Origin of the sequence: Paraburkholderia sp. GAS33, assembly GCF_050436645.1 — a bacterium.
Taxonomy (GTDB): Bacteria; Pseudomonadota; Gammaproteobacteria; order Burkholderiales; family Burkholderiaceae; genus Paraburkholderia; species Paraburkholderia phenazinium_B.
On the sequence record NZ_JBNDMP010000003.1, the window covers coordinates 522,733 to 534,670 of the forward strand.

Annotated in this window: 12 protein-coding genes and 1 pseudogene; 10 read left to right on the forward strand and 3 right to left on the reverse strand. The window is 59.5% G+C overall.

The window, feature by feature from the left end; all coding sequences use genetic code 11:
* Positions 1 to 25: 25 nt before the first annotated feature.
* Complete coding sequence (locus tag P3T24_RS12610; protein ID WP_074267089.1) at positions 26 to 1,198, forward strand: porin; 1,173 nt, start codon at positions 26 to 28, stop codon at positions 1,196 to 1,198.
* Between the two features lie 113 nt (positions 1,199 to 1,311).
* On the opposite strand, the gene phnX is transcribed toward P3T24_RS12610, so the two are convergent.
* Entirely contained in the window at positions 1,312 to 2,115 is an 804-nt protein-coding gene (gene phnX / locus P3T24_RS12615; RefSeq protein ID WP_429434964.1) for a phosphonoacetaldehyde hydrolase, read from the reverse strand.
* Between the two features lie 37 nt (positions 2,116 to 2,152).
* Positions 2,153 to 3,358 (reverse strand): 2-aminoethylphosphonate--pyruvate transaminase, encoded by a 1,206-nt coding sequence (locus P3T24_RS12620; RefSeq protein ID WP_429434966.1) that lies wholly within the window; start codon positions 3,356 to 3,358, stop codon positions 2,153 to 2,155.
* Between the two features lie 117 nt (positions 3,359 to 3,475).
* On the opposite strand from P3T24_RS12620, the gene P3T24_RS12625 reads away from it, so the two are divergent.
* The 4 genes from P3T24_RS12625 (at position 3,476) to P3T24_RS12640 (ending at position 5,786) form a co-directional block, all read left to right on the forward strand.
* Positions 3,476 to 4,333 (forward strand): LysR substrate-binding domain-containing protein, encoded by an 858-nt coding sequence (locus P3T24_RS12625; protein ID WP_429287293.1) that lies wholly within the window; start codon positions 3,476 to 3,478, stop codon positions 4,331 to 4,333.
* A 245-nt stretch (positions 4,334 to 4,578) separates the two neighbouring features.
* Entirely contained in the window at positions 4,579 to 4,803 is a 225-nt protein-coding gene (locus P3T24_RS12630) for a hypothetical protein (protein ID WP_074269277.1), read from the forward strand.
* A gap of 163 nt (positions 4,804 to 4,966) precedes the next feature.
* Complete coding sequence (locus P3T24_RS12635) at positions 4,967 to 5,356, forward strand: VOC family protein (protein ID WP_074267093.1); 390 nt, start codon at positions 4,967 to 4,969, stop codon at positions 5,354 to 5,356.
* Between the two features lie 10 nt (positions 5,357 to 5,366).
* Entirely contained in the window at positions 5,367 to 5,786 is a 420-nt protein-coding gene (locus P3T24_RS12640) for a hypothetical protein (protein ID WP_074269278.1), read from the forward strand.
* 136 nt (positions 5,787 to 5,922) lie between these two features.
* On the opposite strand, the gene P3T24_RS12645 is transcribed toward P3T24_RS12640, so the two are convergent.
* Entirely contained in the window at positions 5,923 to 7,650 is a 1,728-nt protein-coding gene (locus tag P3T24_RS12645; RefSeq protein WP_429434970.1) for a methyl-accepting chemotaxis protein, read from the reverse strand.
* A 115-nt stretch (positions 7,651 to 7,765) separates the two neighbouring features.
* On the opposite strand from P3T24_RS12645, the gene P3T24_RS12650 reads away from it, so the two are divergent.
* The 5 genes and pseudogenes from P3T24_RS12650 to P3T24_RS12670 all read left to right on the forward strand — a co-directional run bounded on the left by P3T24_RS12650 (position 7,766) and on the right by P3T24_RS12670 (position 11,912).
* On the forward strand, positions 7,766 to 8,287 hold the full coding sequence (locus P3T24_RS12650; RefSeq protein ID WP_429434973.1) for a hypothetical protein: 522 nt from the start codon (positions 7,766 to 7,768) through the stop codon (positions 8,285 to 8,287).
* 45 nt (positions 8,288 to 8,332) lie between these two features.
* A complete protein-coding gene (locus P3T24_RS12655; RefSeq protein WP_429287290.1) occupies positions 8,333 to 8,965 on the forward strand; it encodes a response regulator in 633 nt (210 codons plus the stop codon).
* A 627-nt stretch (positions 8,966 to 9,592) separates the two neighbouring features.
* A pseudogene (locus P3T24_RS12660) lies at positions 9,593 to 10,345 on the forward strand (sensor histidine kinase); the annotation flags it as partial.
* Between the two features lie 380 nt (positions 10,346 to 10,725).
* Positions 10,726 to 11,070, forward strand: a complete 345-nt coding sequence (locus tag P3T24_RS12665; protein WP_429434975.1) for a hypothetical protein — start codon at positions 10,726 to 10,728, stop codon at positions 11,068 to 11,070.
* 251 nt (positions 11,071 to 11,321) lie between these two features.
* The gene (locus P3T24_RS12670; RefSeq protein WP_429434978.1) at positions 11,322 to 11,912 is read left to right on the forward strand and encodes a GNAT family N-acetyltransferase; all 591 of its coding nucleotides are present in this window, start codon (positions 11,322 to 11,324) and stop codon (positions 11,910 to 11,912) included.
* Positions 11,913 to 11,938 lie beyond the last annotated feature (26 nt).

Below are 11,938 nucleotides of genomic sequence, written 5' to 3' on the forward strand. Positions count from 1 at the left end.
AATATCTTTAATTGGATAAATTTTCATGAAAAAAACAATTCTTGCAGTCGCGTCTCTCGCAGCCATGACGTCGATCGCCCATGCGCAAAGCAGCGTCACCTTGTACGGCGCGCTCGATACGAGTATTGCGTACTTCGGCAACCAGCAGGGCACCAACCATTCGGGTGGGACCTTCGAGATGGCGGCAGGCAATATTTCGCCTAACCTGTGGGGCTTGAAAGGCACGGAAGATCTGGGCGGCGGTTTGTCGGCCATCTTCAAGCTGGAAAGCGGCTTCAACATCGACAATGGCCGTCTCGGCCAGGGTTCGCGCATCTTCGGCCGTACCGCGATGGTCGGTTTGACGGGTGACAACACCGGCACGATCTCGCTCGGCCGTCAGTACGATCCGCTGATCGACCTGATCCAGCCGCTGACGAACGACGACACCTTCGGTCCGACCTTCGCCACGCCGGGCGACATCGACAACTACGACAATAGTTATCGCACCAACAACTCGATCAAGTACACCACGCCGAATTATGCAGGCCTGCAAGGTTCCGCCATGTATGCGTTCGGTGGTGTGCCTGGCAGCACCGCGAGTGGCCAGACCTACGCGGCGGCTCTCGCGTACAACCACGGTCCGTTCGGTTTCGCCGCAGGTTACTTCCACGCCAATAGCGATCACGGCACGGCAGCATCGTTCGACGGCCTGAACCCGGATGCAGCCAGCTTTGCGGTGGATTCGGAAGCGATCTCTGGTGGGTTCGTCTCGGCGAACTCGATGCAGATCATCCGCGCCGCGGGCGATTACGTGTTCCGGAATTTCACGTTCGGCGTTTCGTATAGCAACGTGCAGTACAACAACTACACGACTTCTTTCGGTGACCAGAACAACACGAAGTTCAACACGGGCCAGGCGTTCGTGAACTATCAGCTGACACCGGCGATGGTTCTGGGCGTGGGCTACGACTACACGAAGGGCAGCGGCAACAACGTGACAGTGTCGTATAACCAGTTCAGCTTCGGCGCCGACTACTTCCTGTCGAAGCATACGGACATCTATGCGCTGGCCGGTTATCAGAAGGCATCGGGCAATACGATCAGCGCATCGTCGGGCGACGTGGTCGCAGCGGTGGCGTCGATGGGCGACTTCGGTAACGACGCGTCCACCAACAAACAGGCTATGGGCATGATCGGTATCCGTCACAAGTTCTAAGCTGCGGTTCGCAGATAGCGGACATCGAAACGACAAAGCCCGCCTGGTTTATCCAGGCGGGCTTTGTTACTGATGCGGAGTGCCTGATCGACCTCAGGCGTCCTCACGAACTCTTAAGGCCGTTCCCCGCGCGCCAGCCTTGCCTCGATGTCGTACACCACCGGCATCAGATCGGCGACGCTGTCGACCACATAGTGTGCGCCTGCATTGCTCAAGCGTTGGGTTGCCGCGGCGCGGCGTTGGGCAAATTCCTGAGGCGCCAGCGCCTTCACATCGGCTTCGGCCATCCCGAACGCATTGCCGCTCACGGCCACGCCCACCGCCCACGTTCCGCCGTTGATGCCTTCTTCGATGCCCACTTCGGTATCGTCGACCTTGATCGCATTCTTCGCGAGCCATACGCCGAGTTGCGGCAACGTCTTGTAGATCATGTACGGCGAAGGACGTCCCTCCGGCGTATCGCCGGTGCAAACGAGGCTATCGGGTGAAAACCCCTGCGCAGCAGCGCCCGGCGTGATCTCAGCCATGATCTCGCGCGTGTAGCCCGTCGTCGTACCGATGCGGATATCCTCAGAACGCAGCGCCGTCGTGACGTCCGCGACGCCCGGGATCACCTGGCTATAGCTTGCGGCTACCGCGATGTTCTTCGGCACGAAGACGTCGTAGACGGCGTCGATATCCCGCTCGGTCGGCGCGCGGCCGTATTTGTCGGCCCACGCCTGCGACACCCTCGGCAGGGCCATCAGCGCGGCGATATGCGGACGCTTGGCCATACCCATCGGCCCGCGCGCCTCGTCGATGGTGATCGACACGCCGAACTGTTCGAATGTCTCGACAAACGCGCCCATCGGCGCCAGCGAACCATAGTCGACCACGGTTCCGGCCCAATCGAAGATTACTGCTTTTACGTGTTTCATTGATGTCGCATCCTGAGAAGAGTCTGGGCCGTCGATTTCAAACCTGTTCGGCGAGCAGGTGGCGTTCATTGAGCGCGGCGACCGGGGGCGCGGCGTGCTCCACGCCCATCGTGCGCAACGCCTGAGCGCTCGCTACGACGACGCGTCGCATGACATCCGCGTCCACCTGGCCGATACATCCCACGCGGAAGCTGTCCACCACGGTCAGCTTGCCTGGGTAGATGATGAAACCTTGCTGCTTCATCAATTCGTAGAACTGCTCAAACCGGAACGCCGGATCCGCGGGTGCAAAGAACGTCACGATGATCGGCGAGCGCCAGTGCGCGTCGAGCAGCGGTTCGAAGCCGAGTTCCTGCATGCCGGCGACCAGCACATCGCGGTTGTTGGCGTAGCGTGCCAGCCGGCCAGGCTGACCGCCTTCGATGGCGTGCAGCCTGAGCGCCTCGATGAATGCCGCGACGGTGTGCGTGGGCGGTGTGAAGCGCCACTGTCCAGTGCGGTTCATCACGTCCCATTGGTCGTACACGTCGAGGCTCAGCGAATGGCTGCGGCCCTTCGCCTCCTGCAACGCGCTCTTGCGCGCGATCACGAAGCCGAAGCCCGGTACGCCTTCGATGCACTTGTTTGCCGACGAAACGAACGCTTCGCACTGCAGATGCCGCACATCGAGCGGCACTGCGCCGAACGCGCTCATGGAGTCGATCAGCAGCTTGCGGCCTTTCTTTGCTGTGGCTGCGGCGATTTCTTCGAGCGGGTTGAGAATCCCCGAGCTGGTCTCGCAGTGCACGGCGACAACGTGTGTGATGCCTGGTTCGGCGTCGAGCATGCGCTCGATTTCGCTGCCGCGCGGCGGCAGATAGTCACCCTTGTCGAGCACGGTGCAACGGCGGCCCAGATAGCCGAGCGTGGTGGCGATGCGCTTGCCGTAGGCGCCGTTCGCCAGCACCAGCGCATGTCCGTCACGCGGGACCAGGCTGCCGAGCATGGCTTCGACGCAGTAGCTCCCGCTGCCCTGCAGCGGCACGCAATCGTAGTCACCGGCGGTGTCGCCGGCGATTTCGAGGAGGCGGCGGCGAAGCAGCGCGGTCATCGCGCGGAAATCGCCGTCCCACGATCCCCAGTCGCGCAACATCGCTTCCTTGGTCGAGAGCGCCGTGGTAAGCGGTCCCGGTGTCAACAGATACGGCTCCCCTTTGGCGGGGGCGGCGCACGAAGTAACGGAATGGTCGACTGGGGTGTCCATGCTTGACGTCCGATGAGGATCTCAGTGCTTGGCAGAGTACAGAATCCGGGTTCATCGGTAAAATCGATATAATCGATGTGTATATCACTGAAATTTATAGCCTAGGACGAGACGCAGATGCAATACGCTCAATTGCGGGCGTTTCACGCGGTCGCGGAGCACGGCGGGTTTTCGAAGGCGGCGCAGGCGTTGTCGCTGACGCAGCCGGCCATTTCCGATCACGTGCGGCGGCTCGAGCAGGATTTTGGGGTCAAGCTGTTTGATCGCGGGCCTCGTGGCGTCGAGCCGACCGAGCTTGGACGGCGCCTCTTCAGTGTGACGCGGCAAATGCTGAGTTGCGAGCGCGACGCTCGTCAATTGCTCGATTCCGCGGGCGGACTGGCTTCCGGCACGCTGTCGCTCGTGGCGGACGCGCCTGACCTCGCGGTCAAACTGATCGGCGCGTTTCGCAAGCAGTACCCTGGCATCGTGGTGACGCTGTCGATCGCGAACGCAGCCGAGTGCATGCAGCGCGTGCTATCGAGCGCGGTGGACGCGGCCATTACCGCCGCGCCGCAGGTCCACAGCCGGCTCGAATCGCGCATATTGCGGCGCGATCCACTGGTCGCGATGGTGCCCGCCACAAGTCCAATCGCGAAGAAGCGCAAGCTGACCTACGCGGAGTTCGTCAAGGAGCCTGTGATCTTCCGGGAAGCGCAATCGGTGACGCAGCAGTTGCTTGAGATCGAACTGGTGCGACAGTCGTTGCAGGTCGAACCGGTGATGTACGTGGACGGCCGCGAGGCGCTAGAGGAAGCGATCGCGCAGGGCATGGGCGTGGGCGTGATCGCGTCCGCGGAATTCAACGAATCGCGCCGCATCAGAATGATTCCGCTGCAGGACTGCCAGGTCGAGATGATCGAGTCGCTCACGCGGCTTGCCGAGCGGCCCGCGTCGAACCTGCTGAATGCGTTGTTCAAGACCGAACTTGAGTAGCGCGGCGTGTCACATCGAATGGAAAATGTAATCTCGATGCGGCTCAGTGGTCTGCTCAATTTGATGGCGTGCATGCTACGCGATTAGCGGTTTGCGATGATCCGGCAACGCCGCGTCTGAAGCGTCGGAAGTTGACAATGTTTTACAGCTTTGCCCATTCTGAGATGCTATCGTCGTTGCGGATGGCGTGCGGCGAACTGCCATCAGCGAATTCATATCGACCTTCAACATATACGGTGATTGCCATGGGTATTCTGGATACGGTAGGTGAGATTGCAGGCGCAGTCGTGGCAGTAGAAGCAGCTGAAAAAGTCGATCCGGATGCGGGTCTGCTGACAAAAGGCATCGCAGCAGTCGCCGGCTTCAAAGGCGCTGGCGCGCTGGAGTCGCTCGCTGAGAAGAAAGAAGGCGAGGGCAGCGAGCAACAGGCGTCTGACACGGATGCGGACAGCGCAGCTCCGCAAGCCTGAGTTTGAGTTGAGTTGTTCCCAGACCGGTCGCTCGCTCGAGCGGATGGTCTGGCGCCTGATCGCGTCACATGCCGCTCAGTGATAGAGTTTCGTCTCCGATCTACCGTTTTGGATGGCGCAAAGCCAGTGCAGGTTGCGACCGGCTCGCCAGGGAGGAGACAGCATGTCCGTTCTAGGCTTCAGTCACTACAACCTTCGGGCCAGCCGCGCGGTACTCGATACCCTGCGCAATTTTTATATCGAGGTGGTGGGGTTGCAACCCGGCACCCGACCGCCGTTTCAGAACTTTGGATACTGGCTTTATATCGGCGACGAGGCCGTGCTGCACCTTTCCGAAGCCGACGCGGACGAAGTACGTCCTCCCAACGTGACCAACACGTTCGACCACGTCGCATTCACCTGCCGCGACCTGCGCGGGTTCGAAGCACATCTGACTGAACTGAAGATCCCATATCGGCAAGACGATGTGCCGTTAACCGGGCAGCGGCAGTTGTTCTTTAAGGATCCAGCGGGCAACGGGGTGGAATTGAACTTCGCGCAGAGCGATCTTTGAAATGCCGGCCATGGAAAATACCTGGCAGTTCCAACTAAGAATCGCTGTTTCCCCAGAGCTTGCGGCGAGCCTGCGCGGCGATCCCGCGAGCCAATCATACGCACTGCTTGGCGATGTTCTGCGCAAACACAACGCGTCGTTGAAGTGTCAGTTCGATGCGTTTGCCGACTACGTTAGTGAGGCCGAAAAACGCGGCGTCGAAAATTATCCGCTCTACCATTGGACCAAAGAGACTATCGAGAAGCCTGAGAAAAAGGCCCGCTATCTGCGATCCTTTACGCTCTACGTAGATGGAGAAGAGGTCTACAGCAAGGAGCGCGCCGATCCTTTGCAGGCGGAACTCGACGCCCTTGTCGGCCTTGGCGGGATAGAGAGCGTGGTGAAGTTCGATACCAATCCGGCGAACAACCCGCAGCCGCCCGCGCGGTGATAAGGGCGCGTCTGGCCCCGCATGGACCTGCCGTCCGGCACCCCATCGATGTTAAAAAAGCGGCGTCGTGCAACGCACGACGCCGCTAAAGGTTCTGGCGCTTTACGAGGGCTATACCAGAACCTGAGAGAACGGTTTAGAAGGTCGCCCAGTCCGCATCCGCCGTAGCGGCGCCTGCCGTGTCCGGGTGTTTGTCTGCAGTAGCGGGGCGATCATCTGCCAATCTTGCGGGCGTTGCCCGATGCCTGGTGACAACGCGTGAAGGTGCCGGGCGAGCCCTGGTTTGCGGAATCGTCCTGATCGGCGCGGATGTCCCGGTGTCGGTCAGCTTGAATGCCGAGACCGCATCCTTTAGCCTGTTAGCCTGCTCTTCGAGCGACTGGGCCGCCGCTGCCGCCTGTTCGACGAGCGCTGCATTCTGCTGGGTGACTTCGTCCATCTGGCCTACAGCCTGGTTCACCTGTTCGATACCGCGGCTTTGCTCTTCGGATGCGGCCGTGATCTCGCCGACAATGTCTGAAACCTGCTTGATCGCCTGCTTGACCTGTCCCATGGTCGTGCTGACTTCGGTCGCCTGCTTCGCGCCGTCCTGAATCATCGTGACGGATGAGCTGATCAGTTCCTTGATTTCCTTCGCTGCTGCAGCCGAGCGTTGAGCCAGACTACGCACTTCGCTGGCGACTACGGCAAAGCCCCGGCCCTGTTCGCCGGCGCGTGCAGCCTCGACGGCTGCGTTCAACGCCAGGATGTTGGTCTGGAAAGCAATGCCTTCAATGACTCCGGTAATCTCGGAGATCTTGGTCGAACTGCTGCTGATCTGGCCGATGGTGCCGACCATTGTCTGCACAGAGTCGTTGCCGGTATCGGCCATGTCCGTGGCCCGGGTTGCCAAGGTGTTCGCCTGGCGTGCATTGTCCGCGTTCTGCTTTACCGTTTCGGTCAACTGCGTCATGCTCGCCGCCGTTTCTTCGAGCGACGCCGCCTGTTCTTCCGTGCGCGAAGAAAGATCGGTGTTGCCGCTCGCTATTTCGCGCGCCGCTACGCTGACCGATTCGGTGGACGTCTTGATTCCGCGTACGGTGTTGCTAAGATTCCGGTCCATTTTGCCGAGCGCGTCGAGAAGCTCACCGAATTCGCCGCGTGAGTCGCTCTCGATGCGGTTGTCCAATTGCCCGTCAGCGATGTGGTTTGCTGCGTCGATCGCTTTTCGGAGAGGTCGCAAGATCACGCGCAACAGATAGACCGAAACGCCAATAGCAACGACGAGACCAATACCCACCAGGACGATGGCGATCGACAGCAATGTTCTATACAACGACTCGCCGTCGTCGGAGTACTGCTTCGCTTCCTCTACGTTGATCTGCGAGTCATCCCTGAGCAGGCCGGCGACCGCATCGGCCGCGTCGGCGCTCCGGTTGATCACGTCGCCGGCGGCATCGAAGTTGCCGGCCTTGAAATCCGAAACGGCTTCGTTGGTCTGCGCCTGAAAGTCCTTCAGGCCGCTCGCGATCTGGTCGGCAACCGCACGTTCCTTGTCGCCGGATACGCCTGCCGGATAGTATGTGGACCACTGCTTGTCGATAATGGCCAGATCGGCCTCGACGGTCGTGGCGTTTTTCGCTACATCTTCAGGCGACCTGGTCACCTGCATGCGCCGAAGCTTGGCGCGGATATCCAGCTCCGCGGCGCGCACATCCGAAAGCTGGGCGATCGGGAGCACGGCGGTGGAGAAGGTATCACTCATGTTCGAGTTCAATCTGGCCAGTCCGTTTGCGCCGGACAAGCCGACCGCGATATTCACGGCGACGCATGCGCCAAGCGACACGATGATCTTGAACCTGATGGTGTGGACGAACTTGTTCACTTCATTTCCTGTAAGAAATCACTTCCTGTAAGAAATCACTTCGAATTCCGCAGCGTTTCATTCGACATTAAGGCGTCTGCTGATCCAGCAAGTCTCTACAGGTATACGGTTTCAAATGATCGAAGCTAAAGGGCTTTTCGCGTCAGGCGTTGCTGGAATTCTTGTAGGGATTTTCCGCCTAAGGATTTCCTTACCTTCGGTTCAGCGTCCCCGTCGCGCAATTTCCACGCTTCCTGACTGCGCCGGTCGGGCCCACCGCCTAGTATCAGTTATCGAAAACCAATCAGTGGTGGCGACCATGATTTCTCGCCTGTCCGAACGTGAAAATGCGATTGAGCATATCAACGCGATTTGCCTGCGCCTGTTTGATATCTGGTGCCAGCGTCGAAGCACGACCGCGCTGACTTATCTGCTGCACTGCTGGCCGCTCATGGATAGCCGGCCTGCGACAGTCCGGCGTCTCCACAAGACGCTATCGGAACTGCGCAGGACGCACCTTGAAACGATCGACGCCGAGACCGAGCAGGCGCTGTTCGAACTGGCAGACTGGACAGACGAAATTCTGCAGGACGCACCATTGCCGGATCGCAGCCTGCCAATGGCTAACAGGGAACTCGTGCACGCAATCTCGGGTTAAGGTCAAGCTGACCGGACATATTCCGCCGGCTGGCGGATCAAATTGATGATAAAAATATTGATTGCGGATGACCACGCGATTGTGCGCGGGGGATTGAAACAGATTATCGCTACCACCGACGATATCGTCGTGACCGGAGAAGCGGCGCAAGGCTCTGAAGTGGTCGACAAGCTGCGTATCTGCGAAGTAGACCTGCTGCTGCTGGACATGACGATGCCAGGCATCAGCGGCGTCGATCTGATCCGGCGGGTGCGCGTCGAGCAGCCTGCGTTGCCGGTGCTGGTGCTGAGCATCCACAACGAGGCGCAGGTCGTATCGCGTGCTCTGCGTGCCGGTGCGACGGGCTATGTGACGAAAGACAGCGACCCCGATGTGCTGCTGGCCGCGATTCGCAAGCTGGCTGCGGGCGGTCGATTTATCGACCCGAAGCTGGTCGACGCGATCATCTTCGAGACGCACTCGGGCGACGCGCCGCCGCATGAGGTTCTGTCCGACCGCGAATTTCAGGTGCTGCAGATGCTGGCCGCAGGCACAAGCATCAACGAGATTGCCGAGACCCTCGCGCTGAGCGCGAAAACCATCAGCACGCACAAGATGCGGCTCATGCAAAAGCTCGGTCTCGCCAACAATGCGGAATTGATTCTTTATACGGTCAGACACGGACTCGCTGCTGAATAAGCGGGTTCGCGCGTAGCGCGCGGCACGGGGTGTGCGTTTCGTGGAGCCGGTGCTCAAGGGTAGCAATGCGCCCTAAGCCGGCACCTCCGCCATATCCCGGTGTTTCTCGCGAAGAATGGTCAAGCAACAGAACTCAATCCGGCCACCTCCACTGGCCGTGAAGGGCCGGGCATGAAACGGCTCGTGGATATCCCACAGTACCGACTGGTCGAGCGCTTGCGTCGCAGCGTTGCGCTGCGGCTGTATGTCGTCGCCTTCGCGTTTGGCTGCATCGTGACCGTGAGCTCGACTGCGCCACAGTTGTATCGTGATCACCGCACTGGCGTCGAGTTCGCGCGCGCGGCGGCGAAACTCTTCGCGATCCAGGGTGCCGGCATCTTTTCGGTGGCGTTGCTGGTGGCTTGCGCGGCGGATCGACTTATCGTGCGGCATCTGCGCGTAATTGCGCTAGCGGCCCGCAGCAGAGACTATCGCGAAGCGTTACGCCCGCGCCCGCTCGCGCTCGCACGCCGCCGCACCACGACGCTCGACGAACTCGACCGTGTCGTGTTGGCCCTCAACGCATTGAGCACGCACCTCTATTGCTCGCATCTGATCCGCGATGAACTCGAGGCGCGCGTAGCTCAACTCGCTACACAACTCGCTCGGGCAAAGGATGATCTGAACGCACAGACGAATGAGCGCGTGCGTACCAGGGCGAATCAACAGGAACTGCTCGAGTCGCGCGAGAAATTACGTGAGTTCGGCGCGTACATGGAAGCGACGCGCGAAGACGAGAGAAAACGCATTGCCCTGGAAATCCACGACGAGTTGGGGCAACTGCTGACGGCGCTAAAGATGGACGTGTCGTTGCTGAAGATGCGTTTGAGCGCACCGGATCTGCTTGAGAAAGTGGCCGACATGCACGTGCTCGTCGACCGGACGATCTGGATGGTGCGCAACGTCGCCAATCACTTGCGCCCTGCCGCACTCAATTTCGGTCTTGCCTCGGCACTCGAATGGCTTGCCGAAGATTTCGCGCGGCGCAACACGATACCGTGTCTGTTTCGTATGAACGGCAGCGAGCCGGTGCTTCCCGAAGCGCATGCAACCGCAGTGTTTCGCGTCGTTCAGGAATCGCTCACTAACGTGGGCCGCCATGCCCGGGCTTCGCACGTCCATGTCACGCTCACGCGCACCGAACGTGGCTTCGATCTGCACGTCAACGATGACGGCTGCGGATTCGAGCCGGAGACGGCGCGCAACGGCTATTCGTATGGACTTTTGAGCATGAGCGAACGTGCCCGTCTGATTGGGGCTTCATTGCGGATCGACAGCGCGCCGGGTGCGGGCACCACGGTGTCGGTGAACGTTCCACTCCACGTTGGAAGGCTCACATGACCGGCAGAATATCAAATACGCATATTGTTAAATCGAAGTAGGCATTTCCTGATTTGCAGTAAGGATATCCCGAATCATATTTCCGCTTATATGAGGATTTCCCAATTTAACTCGTAAAATTCGCCATATTGCATATTATTGGCTTAAGAGTTGTACTGGTTCGTCGTAAACATGATCGTGAAGTCAGGGCCTGCCAGAGGGCCTCGCGTATGGGATCGTCCGGGTAGGGCCATTTTGCATCACGGCCTTCCCGATAGGCAATTGGGATATGCGGTAAAAAATACCGAAATCATTGATTCGATTATGTAACAGTTGAATCGATTTTGCCGGTGAACGTATGTTTTATAGAAACAGTTTCATCTTGATGGGGAATCAGCAGCATGCAAGACAGACGAGAGATCGATCCAGTTTCGCCCGGAGATAACGGGCTGGTCGAGCCCACGCAGGGGCAGCAAGGCGACGACGAGTTGATTGATCTGCTTGCCACCTTGTCCAAAACCAACGGCAATGCGGTGATCCAGCAAGGCGCACGGATTGCGGTGATCGGCGAATTGCTGGCGGCCTTGCTGAGTCATCTGCCCCAAACGATGCGTAACGAAGTCGACAAGTCATTCCGTGACAGGGTCGAATTCCTGTTGTCGCTGGCCGACGATAGCCGTTTGCCGGAACAGTATCAGTCGGCGCTGCTCACCGAAGTCAATCGCTACCTGTATGCAAGTAAATAGCGTGCAGCGTCCAGCTGCATGGCTTTCTCGTCTCCCGTCTAATTGACACTCCCCTCGAAGCTTCTGCGTGCGCGTTAGGCGATATGGCACGGCGCTCCCTCGCGCAAAGCTTACGTGGAGTGTGCCGACTGAAGACTCGAAGATTCCGTGTTTTCCTCGACGAATGGAGCGACACCGCGCGCAAGTGCAAGTTTGCCGATCCGTTTCCAGAGTGGTGACACTGAAGAGGAACAGATTGATATCCTGTGCGGATGACCGCACCCTTTCCCAATCTGCACCTCCCTGCGACGGCGCGCCTCCAGCTCCGTCCGCTCGACGTTTCCGACGCGCAGCGCATCTTTGAAATCTGGTCCGATCCGGAAGTGATGCGCTTCTACGACGTGGCGCCGCTGACCCGCTTCGAACAGGCCGAGCACGTGGTGGCGAGGCTCATGCAGGACACGGCTGAACAAACGGGCATCCGCTGGGCGATCGTGTCCACGAACGATGGATGCGTCATCGGGACCTGCGGATTCCGGCTCAACTTCGCGTTCCGATCGGCAAGTCTCGGCTTCGAACTGGAGCGCCGGTACTGGCGTCAGGGCTTGATGCGCGAAGCGCTCGATGCCGCAATCACCTACGCCTACGATCAGCTCGCGATGAACCGCATCCAGGCGACAACGGACCTGGATAATCATGCGTCAGCGGGGCTGCTGGCAAGCCTGGGGTTTGTCGAAGAAGGCGTAATGCGGCAATGGGGCTACTGGAAAGACGCGTTTCACGACGTGCGTCTGCTGTCGCTGATCAAGTCGGATCGTCGCGAGTGCTGCCAGCCGGCGCAGACCTCTGCCAACGGCGGGTGACCGGCTAACCGCTCAGCCGCCTGAGC

Bases quoted from the DNA above. Each gene is read 5' to 3' on its own strand.
- P3T24_RS12670 (WP_429434978.1), top strand. From the start codon at position 11,322: ATGACCGCACCCTTTCCCAATCTGCACCTCCCTGCGACGGCGCGCCTC.
- P3T24_RS12635 (WP_074267093.1), top strand. From the start codon at position 4,967: ATGTCCGTTCTAGGCTTCAGTCACTACAACCTTCGGGCCAGCCGCGCG.
- P3T24_RS12640 (WP_074269278.1), top strand. From the start codon at position 5,367: ATGGAAAATACCTGGCAGTTCCAACTAAGAATCGCTGTTTCCCCAGAG.
- P3T24_RS12620 (WP_429434966.1), bottom strand. From the start codon at position 3,358: ATGGACACCCCAGTCGACCATTCCGTTACTTCGTGCGCCGCCCCCGCC.
- phnX (WP_429434964.1), bottom strand. From the start codon at position 2,115: ATGAAACACGTAAAAGCAGTAATCTTCGATTGGGCCGGAACCGTGGTC.
- P3T24_RS12625 (WP_429287293.1), top strand. From the start codon at position 3,476: ATGCAATACGCTCAATTGCGGGCGTTTCACGCGGTCGCGGAGCACGGC.
- P3T24_RS12665 (WP_429434975.1), top strand. From the start codon at position 10,726: ATGCAAGACAGACGAGAGATCGATCCAGTTTCGCCCGGAGATAACGGG.
- P3T24_RS12610 (WP_074267089.1), top strand. From the start codon at position 26: ATGAAAAAAACAATTCTTGCAGTCGCGTCTCTCGCAGCCATGACGTCG.
- P3T24_RS12650 (WP_429434973.1), top strand. From the start codon at position 7,766: ATGATCGAAGCTAAAGGGCTTTTCGCGTCAGGCGTTGCTGGAATTCTT.
- P3T24_RS12630 (WP_074269277.1), top strand. From the start codon at position 4,579: ATGGGTATTCTGGATACGGTAGGTGAGATTGCAGGCGCAGTCGTGGCA.
- P3T24_RS12655 (WP_429287290.1), top strand. From the start codon at position 8,333: ATGATAAAAATATTGATTGCGGATGACCACGCGATTGTGCGCGGGGGA.